General features: G+C 43.0%; 12 protein-coding genes. 9 read left to right on the top strand and 3 right to left on the bottom strand.

The genetic code is table 11. The features are described 5' to 3' along the window. Positions 1-22 precede the first annotated feature (22 nt). The 4 genes from rpoB (at position 23) to CDG62_RS17910 (ending at position 9,680) form a co-directional block, all read left to right on the top strand. Positions 23-4,111: a DNA-directed RNA polymerase subunit beta gene (rpoB, locus tag CDG62_RS17930; RefSeq protein WP_087528631.1), complete on the top strand. Its 4,089-nt coding sequence runs from the start codon at positions 23-25 to the stop codon at positions 4,109-4,111. Between the two features lie 156 nt (positions 4,112-4,267). Next, positions 4,268-8,467 carry a DNA-directed RNA polymerase subunit beta' gene (gene rpoC, locus CDG62_RS17920; protein WP_087528629.1) on the top strand — a complete coding sequence of 1,400 codons (4,200 nt, stop codon included), beginning with the start codon at positions 4,268-4,270 and terminating at the stop codon, positions 8,465-8,467. A gap of 167 nt (positions 8,468-8,634) precedes the next feature. Then, complete coding sequence (locus CDG62_RS17915; protein ID WP_087528628.1) at positions 8,635-9,174, top strand: hypothetical protein; 540 nt, start codon at positions 8,635-8,637, stop codon at positions 9,172-9,174. Positions 9,175-9,323: 149 nt separating this feature from the next. Next, positions 9,324-9,680: a hypothetical protein gene (locus CDG62_RS17910; protein WP_004692761.1), complete on the top strand. Its 357-nt coding sequence runs from the start codon at positions 9,324-9,326 to the stop codon at positions 9,678-9,680. A gap of 48 nt (positions 9,681-9,728) precedes the next feature. On the opposite strand, the gene CDG62_RS17905 is transcribed toward CDG62_RS17910, so the two are convergent. Further along, positions 9,729-10,214: a DUF4442 domain-containing protein gene (locus tag CDG62_RS17905; protein WP_087528627.1), complete on the bottom strand. Its 486-nt coding sequence runs from the start codon at positions 10,212-10,214 to the stop codon at positions 9,729-9,731. Between the two features lie 116 nt (positions 10,215-10,330). Here CDG62_RS17905 and CDG62_RS17900 point away from each other — a divergent pair, with 116 nt between their 5' ends. The 5 genes from CDG62_RS17900 to htpG all read left to right on the top strand — a co-directional run bounded on the left by CDG62_RS17900 (position 10,331) and on the right by htpG (position 16,118). Further along, positions 10,331-11,215: an alpha/beta fold hydrolase gene (locus CDG62_RS17900; RefSeq protein WP_087528626.1), complete on the top strand. Its 885-nt coding sequence runs from the start codon at positions 10,331-10,333 to the stop codon at positions 11,213-11,215. Positions 11,216-11,316: 101 nt separating this feature from the next. Then, the gene (locus CDG62_RS17895; protein WP_087528625.1) at positions 11,317-12,687 is read left to right on the top strand and encodes a Na+/H+ antiporter family protein; all 1,371 of its coding nucleotides are present in this window, start codon (positions 11,317-11,319) and stop codon (positions 12,685-12,687) included. Positions 12,688-13,004: 317 nt separating this feature from the next. Continuing rightward, positions 13,005-13,592, top strand: coding sequence for an OmpW/AlkL family protein (locus CDG62_RS17890; RefSeq protein WP_087528624.1), 588 nt, complete (start codon positions 13,005-13,007; stop codon positions 13,590-13,592). Positions 13,593-13,755: 163 nt separating this feature from the next. After that, positions 13,756-14,100: a lysozyme inhibitor LprI family protein gene (locus CDG62_RS17885; protein ID WP_087528623.1), complete on the top strand. Its 345-nt coding sequence runs from the start codon at positions 13,756-13,758 to the stop codon at positions 14,098-14,100. Positions 14,101-14,198: 98 nt separating this feature from the next. Next, complete coding sequence (gene htpG / locus CDG62_RS17880) at positions 14,199-16,118, top strand: molecular chaperone HtpG (protein ID WP_087528622.1); 1,920 nt, start codon at positions 14,199-14,201, stop codon at positions 16,116-16,118. Positions 16,119-16,298: 180 nt separating this feature from the next. Here the strand turns inward: htpG and CDG62_RS17875 are convergent, their stop codons facing one another. Beyond that, the gene (locus tag CDG62_RS17875) at positions 16,299-17,450 is read right to left on the bottom strand and encodes a hypothetical protein (protein ID WP_087528621.1); all 1,152 of its coding nucleotides are present in this window, start codon (positions 17,448-17,450) and stop codon (positions 16,299-16,301) included. A 77-nt stretch (positions 17,451-17,527) separates the two neighbouring features. After that, positions 17,528-19,645: a hypothetical protein gene (locus tag CDG62_RS17870; RefSeq protein WP_119496098.1), complete on the bottom strand. Its 2,118-nt coding sequence runs from the start codon at positions 19,643-19,645 to the stop codon at positions 17,528-17,530.

The raw sequence follows: 19,645 nt of genomic DNA, 5'->3' as shown, positions 1-19,645 counted from the left end.
GTTTACTTTCCGAGGACTCCAGATGGCATACTCATATACCGAAAAGAAACGGATCCGTAAGAATTTTGGTAAATTGCCTAGTGTTATGGATGCTCCGTACTTGCTCGCGATTCAAGTCGACTCGTACAGAACATTTTTACAAGATGGCAAATCACCAAAAAACCGCGAAGATATCGGTCTGCAAGCCGCGTTTCGTTCAGTTTTTCCTATAGAAAGTTATTCTGGCAATGCTGCTTTAGAATTTGTTGAGTATAGTCTTGGTAAGCCTGAGTTTGATGTGCGCGAATGTATTCTTCGTGGCTCAACTTATGCAGCACCAATGCGCGTAAAAATTCGTTTGATCTTAAAAGATCGCGAAACTAAATCAATTAAAGACGTGCGCGAGCAAGAAGTGTACATGGGTGAAATGCCACTCATGACCGATAACGGTACATTTGTTATTAATGGTACTGAGCGTGTAATCGTATCTCAATTACACCGTTCACCAGGCGTATTCTTTGACCACGATAAAGGCAAAACCCACTCTAGTGGTAAAGTGCTTTATTCTGCGCGTATTATTCCTTACCGTGGTTCATGGTTAGACTTTGAATTTGACGCAAAAGACCTTGTATTTGTGCGTATTGACCGTCGTCGTAAATTACTCGCGACTGTGGTTCTTCGTGCTTTGGGTTATAATAATGCACAAATCTTAGACTTGTTCTATGAAAAAGTACCTGTATACCTAGACATGGGTAGCTACCAGATTGACCTTGTTCCAGAACGCTTACGTGGCGAAATGGCACAATTTGACATCGTAGACAACGATGGAAAAACCATTGTTGAGCAAGGCAAGCGTATTAACGCGCGTCATGTACGTCAAATGGAAGCTGCTGGCCTAGAAAAGCTTTCGGTACCTGATGAGTACTTGTACGAGCGTATTACTGCAGAAGACATCCCACTTAAAGATGGTGATGTGATTGCAGCAAATACCTTGTTAAGCCATGAAGTGATGGTGAAATTGGCTGAAGGTGGTGTTAAACAATTTAACATTCTATTCACCAATGACATCGACCGTGGTCCATTCGTTGCAGATACTTTACGTGCCGACACCACGACAGGTCGTGAAGAAGCATTGGTAGAAATCTACAAAGTAATGCGTCCAGGCGAGCCACCAACGAAAGAAGCGGCTGAAAACTTATTCAACAACTTGTTCTTCTCTTCTGAACGTTATGACCTCTCTCCAGTGGGTCGTATGAAGTTCAACCGTCGTTTGGGTCGTCCTTACGAAGTGGGTACGGATCAGAAGTCTCGTGAAGTTGAAGGCATTTTGTCGAACGAAGATATCACTGATGTACTCAAAACATTGGTTGAAATCCGTAACGGTAAAGGTGAAGTCGACGATATCGACCACTTGGGTAACCGTCGCGTGCGTTCAGTAGGTGAAATGACTGAAAACCAATTCCGTGTTGGTTTAGTTCGTGTAGAACGTGCTGTTAAAGAACGTTTAAGCCAAGCTGAAACAGATAACTTGTCTCCGCAAGATTTGATCAATGCGAAACCAGTGGCTGCTGCAATCAAAGAATTCTTTGGTTCAAGCCAGTTATCTCAGTTCATGGACCAAAACAACCCATTGTCTGAGATTACGCACAAACGTCGTGTATCAGCGCTTGGTCCTGGTGGTTTGACACGTGAACGTGCGGGCTTTGAAGTACGTGACGTACACCAAACTCACTACGGTCGTGTATGTCCAATTGAAACGCCGGAAGGTCCAAACATTGGTTTGATCAACTCGCTTTCTGTTTATGCGAAATGTAACAATTTCGGTTTCTTAGAAACACCATACCGTAAAGTTGTGGATGGTCGTGTAACGGATGAAGTTGAGTATTTATCTGCAATTGAAGAAGTAGGTACTGTGATTGCACAGGCCGATTCTGGCGTAGATAAAGACGGTAACTTAACAGAAGAATTTGTTTCTGTACGTCACCAAGGTGATTTCGTACGTATGCCGCCTGAAAAAGTGACGCATATGGACGTTTCTGCACAGCAGGTTGTTTCTGTTGCTGCATCACTAATTCCATTCCTTGAACACGATGACGCCAACCGTGCATTGATGGGTTCAAACATGCAGCGTCAAGCTGTGCCTACATTGATTGCTGACAAACCGCTTGTAGGTACAGGCATGGAAGCAAATGTAGCGCATGACTCTGGTGTGTGTGTGATTGCGGGTCGTGGTGGTCGTATCGAGTTTGTCGATGCTTCACGTGTCGTGATTCGTGTCAACGAAGACGAAATGGTTGCAGGCGAGGCAGGTGTAGATATCTATAACCTGATCAAATATACACGTTCGAACCAAAACACTTGTATTAACCAAAAAGTTCTTGTGAAACTTGGTGATAAAGTCGGTCGTGGTGATGTATTGGCTGACGGTCCATCAACAGATGGCGGTGAGCTTGCACTCGGTCAAAACATGCGCGTTGCGTTCATGACGTGGAATGGTTACAACTATGAAGACTCGATCTTACTTTCAGAGCGCGTACTTCAAGAAGACCGTTTAACGTCAATTCACATTCAAGAATTGTCGTGTGTTGCTCGTGATACGAAGTTAGGCGCAGAAGAAATTACTGCGGATATTCCTAACGTAGGTGAAGCTGCACTGTCTAAGCTTGATGAATCAGGTATCGTATATATCGGTGCTGAAGTGACTGCGGGCGATATCCTTGTAGGTAAAGTAACGCCTAAAGGTGAAACGCAGTTAACACCAGAAGAAAAATTGCTTCGTGCAATCTTCGGTGAAAAAGCAGCTGACGTAAAAGACTCATCTTTACGTGTTCCATCAGGTACGAAAGGTACAGTGATTGACGTTCAAGTGTTTACACGCGATGGTCTTGAAAAAGACGAACGTGCGCAAGCAATTGAAAAAGCTCAGCTTGATTCATATCGTAAAGACTTGAAAGAAGAATACAAAATCTTCGAAGAAGCAGCACGTGAACGTATTGTTCGTTTGTTGACAGGTCAAGAGTCTAACGGTGGTGGTACAACTAAGCGTGGCGATAAGCTTTCTGCAGACGTATTGTCTGGTTTAGAGTTGGTTGATTTACTTGAAATCCAACCGACTGATGAAGCTATTGCAGAGCGTTTAACTCAAATTCAAGTGTTCTTGAAAGAGAAGAGCTTTGAAATTGATGAGAAGTTTGCAGAGAAAAAACGCAAACTTTCTACAGGTGATGAATTAACAACAGGTGTATTGAAAGTTGTTAAGGTTTACTTGGCTGTTAAACGTCGCATCCAACCGGGTGATAAGATGGCGGGTCGTCACGGTAACAAGGGTGTTGTTTCTAACATCTTACCTGTTGAAGACATGCCGCACGATGCCAATGGTGTTCCAGTCGATATCGTATTGAACCCACTGGGTGTACCGTCACGTATGAACGTGGGTCAGATTCTAGAGACTCACTTAGGTATGGCAGCGAAAGGTCTTGGCGAAGAAATTGACAAGATGTTAAAAGCGCAACGTACTGTACTTGAGCTTCGTGGCTTCTTAGACAAAATTTATAACAAAGTTGGTGGCGAGCAAGAAGATCTTGATAGCTTAACTGATGATGAAATTTTGGTGCTTTCGGGTAACTTGCGTGCAGGTGTTCCACTTGCAACACCTGTATTCGATGGTGCTGAAGAATCACAAATTAAAGACTTGTTAGAGCTTGCGAACATTTCACGTACTGGTCAAACAGTATTGTATGATGGTCGTACGGGTGAGCAGTTTGACCGTCCTGTAACTGTAGGTTACATGTACATGTTGAAACTGAACCACTTGGTAGACGACAAGATGCACGCGCGTTCTACTGGTTCTTATTCATTAGTAACTCAACAGCCGCTTGGTGGTAAAGCACAATTCGGTGGTCAGCGTTTCGGTGAGATGGAAGTCTGGGCGCTTGAAGCATATGGCGCAGCTTACACGCTTCAAGAAATGCTTACTGTTAAGTCGGATGACGTTGAAGGTCGTACCCGTATCTATAAGAACATTGTAGATGGTAACCATTATATGGACCCAGGTATGCCTGAATCGTTCAACGTATTGACCAAAGAGATCCGTTCTTTAGGTATCAACATTGAACTGAAAAATGGTGACTAAGAAATCTTCCCTAACCCCTCTTTGAGAAAGAGGAGAGAAAGTCCCCCTTTGTAAAGGGGGGCTTTGGGGAATTTTTCGAGATTCCAAATTTCAGTAAAAACAATATTTGTGACCCAGTTGTGTAGTGAAAGTCTCCACAACACACGGAGAAAAAAATTGAAAGACTTGCTCGATATCATGCGCAAAAAGACGGATTCAGACGGTCATGCTCCAGTTGAGTTTGATCGCATCCGTATCGGTCTTGCGTCACCAGAAATGATTAAGTCATGGTCTCATGGTGAAGTTAAAAAGCCTGAAACCATTAACTATCGTACGTTCAAACCAGAACGTGATGGTTTATTCTGTGCCAAAATTTTTGGTCCAGTCAAAGATTACGAATGCTTGTGTGGTAAATACAAGCGTATGAAATACAAAGGCGTCATTTGTGAAAAATGTGGCGTTGAAGTAACAACTGCGAAAGTTCGTCGTGAGCGTATGGGTCACATCGAGCTGGCGTCTCCAGTTGCACACATTTGGTTCTTAAAATCACTTCCGAGTCGTATCGGTCTATTATTAGACATGACTTTACGTGATATCGAACGTGTATTGTATTTCGAATCTTACGTGGTTACTGACCCAGGTATGACTCCATTTGAGAAATACCAACTTTTAAACGATGAAGAATACTTCAATGCTTTAGAAGAACACGGTGATGAATTCACTGCGAAAATGGGTGCAGAAGCTGTTCAAGACTTGTTAAAAGACATTGATCTTGAAAACGAAATTTCACGTTTACGTGAAGAAATTCCAAACACAACGTCTGAGACGAAGCTGAAAAAAGCGTCTAAGCGTTTGAAGTTGATGGAAGCGTTTAAAGAGTCAAACAACAAGCCAGAATGGATGGTGATGAATGTACTTCCAGTACTTCCACCAGATCTTCGTCCGTTAGTACCACTGGAAGGTGGTCGTTTCGCGACTTCTGATTTGAACGACCTTTACCGTCGTGTGATCAACCGTAACAACCGTTTGAAGCGTCTTCTTGACCTTGCAGCGCCAGACATTATCGTACGTAACGAAAAACGTATGTTACAAGAGTCTGTTGATGCATTGCTAGACAACGGTCGTCGTGGTCGTGCAATTACGGGTTCGAACAAGCGTCCGCTTAAATCTTTGGCAGACATGATCAAAGGTAAACAAGGTCGTTTCCGTCAAAACTTACTTGGTAAGCGTGTTGACTATTCAGGTCGTTCGGTAATTACTGTAGGTCCTACTTTACGTTTGCACCAATGTGGTCTTCCGAAGAAAATGGCACTTGAACTATTCAAGCCGTTTATTTTCGCGAAACTACAAGCATCTGGCCAAGCAACAACCATTAAAGCTGCGAAGAAAATGGTTGAGCGCGAAACGCCAGAAGTTTGGGACGTTCTTGCTCACGTGATTCGTCAACATCCTGTGATGTTGAACCGTGCACCGACACTTCACCGTTTGGGTCTTCAAGCATTTGAACCGATCCTGATTGAAGGTAAAGCAATCCGTCTTCACCCGCTCGTTTGTGCTGCGTTTAACGCCGACTTCGACGGTGACCAAATGGCGGTACACGTACCATTAACTCTTGAAGCGCAGTTAGAAGCGCGTGCGTTAATGATGTCGACCAACAACATCTTGTCTCCAGCGAACGGTGAACCAATCATCGTACCATCTCAGGACGTTGTCTTAGGCTTGTATTACATCACTCGTGATGCGATCAATGCCAAAGGTGAAGGCATGGTATTTGCAGATACTCACGAAGTTAACCGTGCATTGGCAACAGGTCAGGTAAATCTACACGCTCGCGTAAAAGCACGTGTACACCAAACTGTGATTGATGAAAATGGTAACCGTGAACAGCAAACCATTGTTGTGGATACAACACCAGGTCGCTGCTTACTTTGGGAAGTTGTGCCAGAAGGTATGGATTTCCAACAAATCAACGTTGAGATGACCAAGAAAAACATCTCTAAATTGATTAACTCTTGCTACCGTAAATTAGGTCTTAAAGATACAGTGATCTTTGCTGACCAATTGATGTACTTAGGTTTCCGTCAAGCGACACGTTCAGGCGTATCGGTAGGTATGGAAGACATGGTGATTCCACCTGCGAAGTACTCAATTATTGAAAAAGCGGAAGTTGAAGTTCGTGAAATTGAGCAACAGTTCGAACAAGGTTTCGTAACTGCGGGCGAACGTTACAACAAAGTTGTCGATATTTGGGCACGTACAAACGACCAAGTAGCGAAAGCGATGATGGACAACTTGTCTTTTACCACTGTTAAAAACAAACAGGGTGAAGATGAGAAGCAAAAATCATTCAACTCGATCTATATGATGTCTGACTCAGGTGCCCGTGGTTCGGCAGCTCAGATTCGTCAGTTAGCGGGTATGCGTGGTTTGATGGCGAAACCAGATGGTTCGATCATTGAAACCCCAATTAAAGCAAACTTCCGTGAAGGTTTGACAGTACTTCAGTACTTCATTTCAACACACGGTGCACGTAAAGGTTTGGCCGATACAGCACTGAAAACAGCAAACTCAGGTTATTTAACACGTCGTCTTGTAGACGTAGCGCAAGACTTAGTAATTACCGAGCCTGACTGTGGTACTTTGGGCGGTCTTGTCATGACTCCGTTCATTCAAGGTGGTGACGTGATCGAGAACTTAGGTACTCGAGTACTGGGCCGTGTTGTTGCTGAAGATGTGAAGAAAGCAGGTTCTGACGACGTTATCCTGCCACGTAACACTTTGATTGATGAGAAACTTGCAAACTTCTTAGAAGAGCAAGGTGTCGATGAAGTTAAAGTACGTTCAGTGGTTGCGTGTGAATCTACATTCGGCGTATGTGCGAAATGTTATGGTCGTGACCTTGCACGTGGTCATCAGGTGAACCCTGGTGAGTCTGTAGGTGTTATGGCTGCACAATCGATTGGTGAGCCGGGTACACAGTTAACAATGCGTACCTTCCACGTAGGTGGTGCTGCAAGCCGAACGTCTGCTGCAAACAGCGTACAAGTTCGTAACAAAGGTACCGTACGTTTCCACAATGTGAAAACAGTACAACATGCCAAAGGTCACTTGGTATCGACTTCTCGTTCAGGCGAAATCGGTATTGCAGATGATTTAGGCCGTGAGCGTGAGCGTTATAAACTGCCATACGGTGCGTCTATCTTGTTGAAAGATGGTGAAGCTGTAGAAGCAGGCGGTATCGTAGCGACTTGGGATCCGCACACCCACCCACTTGTAACAGAAGTTTCAGGTAAAGTACGTTTCAGTCAAATCGCTGATGGCGTCACTGTTACCTCTAAAACTGATGATGCAACAGGTATGACCACGATTGAAATCTTACCTGTGACTGCACGTCCTGCATCTGGTAAAGATTTACGTCCTGCTGTTGTTCTTGATACGACGGATGGTGGTGAGCAGTTCTACTTCCTACCACAAAACACGATTCTTTCTGTCCGTGATGGCGAAACAATCGGTGTGGGTGACGTTATTGGTCGTGTACCACAAGAAACTTCACGTACGCGTGACATTACCGGTGGTCTACCGCGTGTAGCTGACTTGTTCGAAGCGCGTAAACCAAAAGAGCATGCAATTCTTGCTGAAATTTCAGGTGTTGTAAGCTTCGGTAAAGAGACTAAAGGTAAGAACCGTTTAGTGATTACTCCAGATGATGGTTCTGAGATTTACGAAGAACTGATTCCTAAATGGCGTACCATTAACGTGTTCGAGGGTGAGCATGTCAACCGCGGTGAAACCATTTCTGATGGTCCACAAAACCCGCATGACATCTTGCGCTTGAAAGGTGAAGTTGCATTAACCAACTACATCGTGAACGAAGTTCAAGACGTTTACCGTCTGCAAGGTGTAAAAATCAACGACAAGCACATTGAAGTGATCGTACGTCAAATGTTGCGTAAAGTTGATATCACTGATGGCGGTGATACAAGCTTCATCAAAGGCGAGCAAGTGGATTACATCCGTGTAATGCAAGAGAACCAAGCCGTTCTTGCGCAAAACAAGTTCCCTGCGAAGTTTGAACGTCAACTGATGGGTATCACGAAAGCGTCGCTTTCTACTGACTCGTTCATCTCTGCTGCATCGTTCCAGGAAACTACACGTGTGTTGACTGAAGCGGCTGTAACAGGTAAAGAAGATGATTTACGTGGCTTGAAAGAAAACGTAGTTGTAGGTCGTTTGATTCCTGCAGGTACAGGTCTTGCGTATCACTTAGAGCGTCGTCGTCAAGAAGCTGAAGCTGCAGAGCATGAGCTTGTAAATGACTTCTCTGATGTGGATCAAGCATTAAGCCAAGCATTTAGCGATGAGTTTAACGGTCTGTAATTGACCTTTAAATGAATGAAAAAGCCACCTTTGGGTGGCTTTTTTTTGTCCTTTTGTTACAGAAGCGGTTTTGAGCTTTAATAAATTTCACATTTTTCCTATATTAAAAATATAAGTACACAAATCTCCTGACTTTACTAACGATTAAAAAATAGAGGTGGTTCCACATGAAATTGACATCAAAACTATTGGGCTTAAGCATCTTCGCTTTTGTGAGCCAAACGATGGCAGCACCGATGCCGAATACCATCACCGTGGAGGATAAGGCGGTTGTACCGATTGTCAAAACACAGATTATTCGGAGTGTTGCAGGTCAAGACCCTGTACGAACGACCGAAGCGACTATTTTTGAAGTGAAGAATGGTGGTAAAGATATTGTGGCGCGTGAAGTGGTTCTCGAAGAAAATGCTAGCCAATTTTCAGATAAAAAAATGTCTGCACCAATGGTGCAAAAGGGTAGTGTAATTGTCCCGACATCTAAAGTTGAAGTGAAATCGACCTTGAGTCAAGGTGGTGTCGTCCTTGCAGAAGGCAAGCAAGTTGATGCACAAGGACTTGAGTTTAAGAAAGGGCAGGAACCTGTACGTAAAGAGCTGAAACTGGATCAAGTGAAGGATCCGAACAGTAAAGAAAGTGTAACGCGTGCGGTGCTCCAAGAAAATGGCACCACCACAAAAGATGTGGTTGTAGTGAAAGAGCCTGAATAAGCTTGAATTGAATGCGGTATGAGGCCCTCTAAGGAGGGCTTCTTGCTTACAAATTTTCAGCAATAGCACCTGTAACCGTAACATTTCACAGGTTTTAAGTACATACGGATCCTTTATGCTGTAAGAAATAGCCAATAAGGACAAATCTCATGAAAAAGTATATGAGTATTATTGCAGTGGCATCTCTTTCGACGATGCTGTTGGCAGGTTGTGAGAATATGAGCGCTTCTGAGCAACGTATTGGGACAGCGGCTTTAGGTGGTGCAGTAGGTGGTGCTGCGGGGAATAGTCTCGGTGGCGGTGTAGGTGCAGCCGTTGGTGGTGGTGCAGGTGCGGCTGTGGGCAGTAAAGCTCAAGGTGGCTCAAACCGTAGTGCAACCTATAGTGGTGTTGGTGGTGCGATTGGTTCAGCAGTGGGTAAAAGTGTGTTTGGTGGTAATACCGGTGCCGCGATTGGTGGTGCCATCGGCGGTGGTGCAGGCGCTGCAATTGAAGAACGTAAATAGTGTTTTAAGTTCAAATTTCCAAAAAAGCACTTCATGGAAGTGCTTTTTTTATTGTTGTGCTGGTTTAGGTTTTTTACGACGGATATATAAAGTCTTTTCCACTTCTGCAATTCGAATGCCAGCTTCATCATAAATATTTAAGGTATAAATACGATGTACGGGGGCATAGTTGTCGGCCAGTTGTTTCACGGTCGCTATTTCTTGGGCATCGAGGTGAAAGTCTGCATAGACTGTACTGCGCCCCGGGCTGAGAAATTGGATGGAGGCTGCTTTGTCCCAAACAATATACTTGTTGCCTAAGTGGTGCATCAGCAGGGCCATATAAAAAGGGTCGACCATCGCATATAAGCTCCCGCCAAAATGTACGCCGACAATATTTCGGTTTTGACGAGTCAGGGGCATTTTGACGCGGATGTGGTAGTGTTTAAGGTCAAATTTTTCAATTTGAATCCCTGCACCTTTAAAGGGGGCGAAATGATTGAGAAAGTATTTCGCGACAATCGGCTGTGTCACAAGTTTTTTTAAAATGCTCATTTCGGTCAATGGTATCTGTTGAACTTCTATCCATACTAGAGAAGATCAAATCAATTGGCATTGATCGTTATGCCACTAAAGTATAAAAAACAGTCAATAACAATAAGGAGCTGAATATGGAGCAACAAAGTTACTGGGTACAAACCACAGATCAGCAACGACTTTATGTGAAAACATGGGGCAATGCGAATAATGTTGCACTGGTCTTAGTCCATGGCTATCCAGATAATCAAGAGGTCTGGGAGCCTGTAATTGGGCATCTGGTGCAAGATTATTTTATTGTAACCTATGACGTTCGAGGTGCAGGTATGTCGAGTGTGCCGCGTCGTACACAGGCCTATGCCTTGCCTCAGCTATCGCTCGATTTGGAAAGTGTAGTGAATAGTGTGATCCCACAGCGTAGCTTTCATCTGGTTGCGCATGACTGGGGTTCGATTCAGTCATGGGAGTCCGCGACTGAGCCAAAATTTAGAGAGCGTATGCTTTCATTTACCACCATTTCAGGCCCATGCTTAGACCATGCCGCATTTTGGATGCGTGAACAGTTCGCACAACATAAGTCTCAATTTTTTAAGCAGTTAACGAAGTCTTGGTATATTGCTGCCTTTCAGTTGCCTTTTTTAGCACCGACTGTATGGCAGTTTTTTAGTCCTAAGCATTGGGGCAAAGTTTTATCACGTTTAGAAGGATGTTCAGACTTACCGCTGAATCATCATATTGCTGCTGATGGTAAACATGGGGTCGCGCTCTACCGCGCTAACTTTATTCCACGCCTGACGAAACCTCGAGAACGCTTTGCTATTTGTCCTGTTCAGGCGATTGTGTTGGAGCAGGATCAGTTCGTGAGTCCAGCATTAGTCGATGAAATGCCGAAGTGGGTCGAAGATTTTCAACAGGTGAATGTGAACGGCAACCATTGGGCAATTTTGAGTCAACCTGAGATAATTTCTAAAGAAATCAAAAGGTTTGTTCAGAACTGGCGTTGTGTTGAAGCCAGTTGAAATGATCGGTGAAAGAGAAAGGCGCAGGCGACCTCTAAGGGCAGAAATTTCTGGTTATTTTCTGATAAAATGCGCCTTTCTTCCAAGTCACTCTTTTCACTATGTTCGCAATTCTTGCCGCTATTGGGGTCATGTTTGGACTTTCATTAGCTCGTGTGCCTGTGGTATTTGCATTAATTATTGGTGCTGTCACAGGTGGTTTATTGGCTGGTTTAGGGCTACACGGTACCCTCGAAGCATTTAATAATGGGCTTGGGGGCGGCGCAAAAATTGCGTTGGCTTACGGGGTTTTAGGTGCATTTGCTTTGGCTTTGGCACGTTCAGGTTTACCTGACTTGTTGGCCTATAAGCTTATTAAAACATTGAAAGGTTCGAGCAATGAAAAGGCACAAAATCGGGTTAAATATCTGATTTTTATAACCGTCGCGTTAGCAGCAATTTGTTCACAAAACGTCATTCCTGTACATATTGCGTTTATTCCCGTCCTGATTCCTCCTTTATTAAGTGTGTTTAACCATCTTCAACTAGACCGTCGACTAATTGCTTGTGTTCTAACCTTTGGCTTGGTTGCCACTTATATGTTGGTACCATTTGGATTTGGTGCGATTTTCCTGAATGACATTTTAGGTCAAAACATTAATACTTTTGGGCAACCCTACGGCTTTAAAATCAACTATGCCGATATTCCTTCTGCAATGGCCATTCCTGTTTCTGGTATGTTTGTCGGTTTATTGGTTGCGGTATTCTTTAGTTACCGTAAGAAGCGTGTATATGAAGAAGTACATGTGGAACCAATGCAGCAAAGTATTTCTTCTGAACTTGATACCACTGCTGAGAAGTCTAAGCCTGAAATCTCAAAGTTTACGTTGTCGATGGCCCTTATTGCGGTAGTAGCAACGCTTTGGGTGCAAATCGCATCAGATTCCATGATTTTAGCTGGTTTGGTTGGTGTTGCGATTTTGAGCTGTGCAGGCATTTTTAAATGGAAAGAAGCCGATGATGTGATTATTAGCGGTATGCGAATGATGGCATTAGTTGGTTTCATTATGATTGCAGCACAAGGTTTTGCATCTGTTATTTCTGCGACCAATCAAGTGCCAGCATTGGTAGAAGCATCAGTACAATGGATTGGTTCTAGCCAAGGACTTGCTGCATTTTGGATGCTATTGATTGGCTTACTGATTACCTTAGGAATTGGTTCTTCGTTCTCTACCATTCCCATTTTAGCAATTATTTATGTGCCTTTGTGTATCCAGTTTGGTTTCAGTCCAGCTGCAACCATTGCGATTATTGGTACGGCTGCGGCACTCGGCGATGCAGGTTCTCCAGCTTCTGACTCCACTTTGGGACCGACTTCGGGTTTGAATATGGATGGCCAACATGATCACATGAAAGACAGTGTGATCCCGACCTTTATTCACTTTAATATTCCGCTCATGATTTTCGGTTGGATTGCGGCGATGGTTTTATAATTTAACCCCCAAATTATTATAAAAAGGCGATTTTAAAATCGCCTTTTTTATTATTTATTCAGATTAAAATAATCGGATTTATAATGTTAATTCGGATTAAAAAGGTTGGAATTAAAATATATTTATTTTTGATTTTTATCATTAATTTAAAACCAACCAAAATGGTATATTTAATATTTAAATCAATTTAAAACAACAGCTTAAAAAAAGTATTTAAAATACATTATTATTATAATTGCATATTAATTACACTCTTGTTTATGATGAATTAATGTTAATTTTTATATTAATTATTTTACAAACAGAGGTTGTTTGAAATGTTGAAGCAAGTTGCTCTAATTACATTAATGGGTCTTTCTGCATCTGCTGCAATGGCTGGTCAATGGCAAATCAAAGTCGGTGGATCTGCAATTGCACCAACGCAAGATACAACAGTTTCTGCATTGGGGAATGCGAAAGTTGAAGCAGATAGTGAACTTGCATTTACGCCATCGGTTGAATATTTCTTTAATGATAATATTTCTGCGGAGCTACTGCTAGCAACGCCAATTAGCCACGATGTACTCATTAATGGTGCAGAAGCAGTAAAAATTAAGCATTTACCGCCTACCTTAACAGCAAAGTATAACTTTAAAAACTCAACAGGATTTACGCCTTATATCGGTGTCGGTGCAACCGCATTTATTGCATGGGATGAAGAAGGTGTGAAAAGCGTAAAAGAAGATTTCGGTTATGCTGCACAAATTGGTTTTAATTTCCAACCTGCCGATGCGAAAAACTGGGGTGTGTTTGCGGATGTCCGTTATGCAGATTTGAACCCAGAAGTAAATGTAGATGGCACAACGAAGTTCAAATTAGATATCGATCCAGTGATTTATACACTCGGTTATAGCTACAAATTTTAATAATTAAAAGTAGCTTTTTAAGAACCTCATCACTGATGGGGTTTTTTTTATGCAAAGACTAAAGTTGAATAGTGATCAACGCTGAAATAAATCACGATGGTTCAGTACATTAAAAGAAAATCATCTATAGAATGGATGGAAGTAGAAGAAGAGAGTTATAAAAATGAAATCTATGCTCGGGACCAGTTTAGTTTGTGCTTTGGCTTGGAGCATGCATGCGCAAGCAGCCAGTTTTAATTGTGATAAAGCAAAAACGACGACAGAGCACGCGATTTGTGAGCACCGCCAAATCAACGATGCTGATGTGAAAATGGCCACCACCTATACTATTCTAAAACGTCTTGTTCCGATGGGGACACGTGGCATTATTCAGGATGACCAAGTGAAATGGTTGAGTCTCCGTGACCGTTGTGGTGCTTCACAAAAGTGCCTTATGGATGTGTATAAAATGCGCCAGCAGCAGTTAGAACTGAATCTAGATCGTATTTATCGTCAGGGCCCATTTTAAAAAAAGCAAAAAAACTTGCGATTGCTATTGAAAAATGTACCGCTCACTCCAATTCATTAAGCATTCTCTATAAGACTTAATACATTAAGGAGCGATTGATGAGCGAGCAAAACGCACATAAACATAGTTTCCAAGCTGAAGTGGCTCAGCTATTACATTTAGTGACGCATTCACTGTACTCGAATCCTGACATTTTCCTACGTGAATTGATCTCAAATGCGTCTGATGCCTGCGATAAATTGCGTTTTGAAGGCATTAATCATCCTGAATATTATGAAAATGACCCAGACCTACATGTGCGCGTCAGCTTTGATGAAGTCAATCAAACACTGACCATTTCAGATAATGGGATTGGTTTAACTGAACAAGAAGCGATTGACCACTTAGGTACGATTGCTAAGTCTGGAACCAAGGACTTTATGTCTAAGCTCACAGGTGACCAGAAATCAGATGCACAACTGATTGGTCAGTTTGGTGTCGGTTTCTACTCGGGCTTTATTGTGGCTGACAAAATTACCGTAGAATCACGCCGTGCAGGTATGGGTGCTGATCAGGCGGTGCGTTGGGTCAGTGCGGGCACAGGTGAGTTCGAAGTCGAGCAGATCAACAAAGACAGTCGCGGTACCGATATTATTTTACATTTGCGTGAAGATGCGTTGGACTATTTACAGTCGCATAAAGTGAAGCAAATTATCAATAAATACTCGGATCACATTAGCCTGCCAATTGAGATGCAAAAAGAGGTTTGGCAGCAAGAAGAAGCGGTCGAAGGCGAAGAACCAAAACCGGGTCAGTATGTGAAAACGGGTGAGTGGGAAGCGATCAACTCAGCCAGTGCCCTGTGGACACGTAATAAAAATGAAGTGACTGAAGAGCAGTACGTCGAGTTTTATAAGAATCTTAGTCATGATTTTGAAGCTCCACTGGCATGGGCGCATAACCGCGTTGAAGGCAGTACCGAATATACGCAGTTGTTGTATGTACCGAGTAAAGCTGCTGCGAATATCTTTACCCGTGAAGCCAAAGCGGGGATTAAGCTCTATGTAAAACGGGTCTTCATTATGGATGACGCGGATAACTTGATTCCAAACTATTTACGCTTTGTCCAAGGGGTGGTCGATAGTGCCGATTTACCACTGAACGTTAGTCGTGAGTTGTTACAAGAAAGCCGTGATGTGAAAACTATTCGTGAAGGGAATGCACGTCGTGTATTGACCATGTTGGATGGTTTAGCCAAATCGGAAGATGAAAAGGATCAAGAGAAGTTCACAACCTTCTACCGTGAATTTGGTTCAGTGTTGAAAGAAGGTCTAGGCGAAGACTTTGGTAATCGTGAGCGTATTTTAAAACTTTTACGCTTCTCAACCTCAAACAATGATGCGGTGAGCACTTCTTTGCAGGACTATAAAGCGCGTATGCCTGAGGGGCAAAAAGCAATTTACTATGTGACTGCAGATAGTCTGAATGCCGCGAAGAACTCGCCACAACTTGAGTTATTTAAGAAAAAAGGCATTGAAGTCTTACTCATGGCAGACCGTGTCGATGAATGGGCAATGGAATTTGTCCATGAGTTTGATGGCACACCAATGCAAAACGTGGCCAAAGGCGCAGTCGACTTAGGTGATTTACAAGATGCCGAAGAAAAGAAAGCACTTGAAGCAGCCGCAGAGCAGTTTAAACCGGTGGTTGAAAAATTGTCTGACTCATTGAAAGCAAAGACCAAAGAAGTACGTGTGACCACGCGTTTGGTTGATTCGCCTGCATGCTTGGTCACAGGAGAGGGAGAGCTTTCGCCACAATTGATTCGTATGTTGCAGCAAGCGGGCCAGGCTGTACCTGAAAGCAAGCCGATTTTGGAAATTAACCCAGAGCACCCATTGGTGAGAAAATTAGAAAATTCAGCGCAGTTTGATGACTTGGCCAATGTGATTTTTGACCAAGCCGTGATTGCTGAAGGTGGCTTACCTGATGATCCTGCTGAATATATCAAACGGATTAACAGCTTATTACTTCAATAAATTAATATGTGCTTAAAAAAAGCCTATCTCTAAGATAGGCTTTTTTATGTCAAAGAGTTGGATTAAGCACCTTAAAGGCTGTTGAACGTATCGATTAAATCGGTGGAAAAGAAGCTGATGTGGATATCCGTGGATAAGTTAGAACTTATCCACAGTTCAGCCTAAAGATTCACCACGGCCTTAAAATAAAGCTTCAAAACGTACCAAGGCACTGACGTAATGGCTACGGTCTTCACGGTGATCGTTAAAATAATTTAAATCACCTTGGATATAGAACCACTCTCTTAAGAACGGTTGGCGCCACGAGACAAAAGGCCCCCAACGGTTCAAGCGCAGGTCATCATTGTTGTAGAAACCACCGGTGTAAATGCCATAGTTAAAACGATTGCCATGAAAGAATTGGTGTTGTCTAAAGCTGTAGTTATCCCAGAGCAGATCATCATCCTGATCGTCTGCATAGGTCAGACTGAACTGATTGGATAAAAAGGGTTGATTGGGTCGCGCATGCGTCAGCTCTAGGTTAGTACGTAAGTAATTTTCACTGTCGATACCATAACGATAAATCTGTTCAGCATAAGCGCGAAAATCATTGTCGAGTTTCCATTCTTTCGATAACTCGATACGTGCATAGATATCATCCCCTGAACGTACTCCCAAGTCGAAATCGGTTTCAAAAGGCAGGCGATCTGACAGTTGTGACCATCTTAAGGCCAGTGAACTATTGGCATCACGGGTTTGACGACGGTCAAATGATTTATCGTTATTTGTACTGGGTGGATTTTCATTGCTAATCGCAACATTATTTTGCAGTTCGTTATCTAAAGAGTCATCCCCAAACACCACGCTGAGTTTATGTTCTAAGGTTGGAAGCTTAACCCGACCCCGAATCCGCGGTTTTACATCGTATTCATCATGTTTATTCCAACGGTTATCGACCAAGACCCGTAAGGTGGCTGTGGCTGGTTTTTTAGGATCGGTTTCACCAAACCAATTGTCCATTTTGGCGGCTGTTCGGTCTGCCCAGTTTCGAACTTCTTTTTGCTGGCGGTCGACCCACGTGCGTTCTTCAGTGAGGTCTGTCGTGGGCACAATCAGCTCGTTCGATTCTTTAGGTAGAACGGTTGGAAGTGAGTCGATCCACTGCGGAATTTGGTACAAAAGTCCATTACCTTTGGGGGGCGATGCGATTTTGTCAATTTCAGCCACGTCGTGAGGTGGCACAAAATGGTCTGTGCTGTTGGTATTGCTTTCCGCCCAAGCCACGTTGACGTATGCACCTAAACTTAGGCAGAAAAATAAAGAGATAGATCCCACATGTTGAGTTCTTAGCATGCTTTCGTACTTTATTGTTCTTCGATGTTTTAGTGTTGTAAATTTCACATAAGAACACAAGTAGAAAATACAAAACTCTACAACTCGCTACTCAGTTGTTTTTGAATAGAATCAAATAATTGAAACACGGTGATAGGTTCAGGCAAAGCTGAGATCGTATTTTGAATCAACTGCCAACTAACACCGTGTTGTCGGTCTAAGACCAAGCACGGATAGGCGATCTCGTTACGTGAAAGCTCGACCCGCTTTTGGCCATGAATCACTCGAATCTTTTGTCGCTCTTTTAACACTAAAATGGGGGTATTTATATCAGCGGCGCTTTCTTCAAAATGAATAAATTTTCGGCTATTGAGTAAATCGGCCAGAATAAATGGGTGATAGTCCTCAATATGCCATACCAGTTTGGCCTGTTGGGTATACAGCTGAAACAGCGTAAACACATCATGCATGTGACCCTGTAGATGGTCCCATTCAATTTCGCGGAGGGCTACGATTTGATGCTGACCACTCTGGGCAAATTGTTGGCTCAACCGAATGGCTTCCGTGGGACTCTTAGCACCGAATAGGCCCAGATACTTAATAAACCCGCCGTGATGATTAGTCTGTTCTGCCAAATAGATGGGATAGTCCAACCAATGATCGAGTTGGTCGCTGTGGATCACAAAATCGATATTTTGATTAATCTTAGTGTGTCCTGAAATGTCGAGGCCATACAGCTTAGGATCTAAGTTTGGTTGATGTAGCGTGTGTAATTGCGCTTGATATTGTCCCAGATGGATCTGTGTGGGTAGTATGGATTGCGGCGCAGCAAGAGCCATTGTTTCTGAGCTGTCGGTATGGCTATCCTGCACAGCAGGGCACGGTGCTGTTGTCTCGATTTCAAGTAGATTTTGCTGATGAGGTACAAATGAAATGTCTGTAAGTTGTGGTTCAGCTAAGATCGATCGCCTTTGGATAAAGTCCTGAATGGCAAGCGTTGAAATAGATGCACTTGGCTTAAGGTCAAATTGAATGGGTGCAACAGCATCGATTATAGACTCTTCCTGAGGCGGACATAATGCATCACTTAAAAGCGGCAGATTGCTGAGAATCGAATGATTTTCTAGTAATACTTCGGGTTGAAGACCTAAATCTGTTTGTACAATATCAACCAGATTTTCAAGTTCCTTATCTCGCTTGATGCTTGGCTCAATAGCATTAATTGAGATCACTTCTTCTACAGTACTTTGGTTAAAAGAGCTGAGTTCCGTTTCTTCAATTTGAGTTGCATTTGGGCTGCTGTCAAATGTAGGTTGTATTTCCGTCTTAAAATGAAGTGATGCTTTAGACTCAGATAAAACCAGACCAGAATCTGGGTTGGCTTCGGGGAAGAATGATTCAGACTCTTGGGTTTGTTCAGCCGATGTATCATCTTTTGTAGCAATACTTAAAAGCTCAATACCCGTGAAAACAAAAGCATTGCTAACCACATTATTCTGTGCATGCCCGATGGCAGTTTTTTCATCGAATATTGTTGCAACAGGGACGATAAACTGATTTTCTGCAACTTCTGCAACTTCTGCAACTTCTGCAACTTCTGCAACTTCTGCAACTTCTGCAACTTCTGCAACTTCTGCAACTTCTGCAACTTCTGCAACTTCTGCAACTTCTGCAACTTCTGCAACTTCTGCAACTTCTGCAACTTCTGCAACTTCTGCAACTTCTGCAACTTCTGCGGATGTTTCAGGTGTCGTGAGAAAAGGGACGTTCTCGGGATGTTGAGCGCTTTGTGCATGGCTCAAGAACCATTGGTAAACGTGCTCAAACTTCATGTGCCATGGGCTACTAGATAGTCTGGTTGGAGTATTTTGAAAAGCAATTTGCCAACCTAAACCTGATTTATATAAAACCCCCCATGCGAATGTCGTCTGTTGTTTTAAGGCATCAGTTAAAGCAGACTCGTATTGAAACAGTCCAATATAGGTATGCTGATAGGGGCTTTTTTGTATCCAGCGTTCAGCCGCAGCCTGAGGCTGAGTTAGTGCTTTATAGGCTTCGAGTTGTTTTTGAAAAATGGGCTCATCACAGAGTGCAAAAATTTCACGGATACGCTTTTTGGAGCGCGCAATTTCAAAAAAAGACAGAGATTGATGTTCCAAACCATCAATCAATTGATGCAGTTCTTTGATCAGCAGTGCTTTTTCGATTGCTTTCAT

This window comes from Acinetobacter sp. WCHA55 (genome assembly GCF_002165305.2).
GTDB lineage: Bacteria > Pseudomonadota > Gammaproteobacteria > Pseudomonadales > Moraxellaceae > Acinetobacter.
The sequence above is the reverse complement of the archived record's forward strand: the minus strand, read 5'-3'. Positions and strand labels throughout refer to the sequence as shown.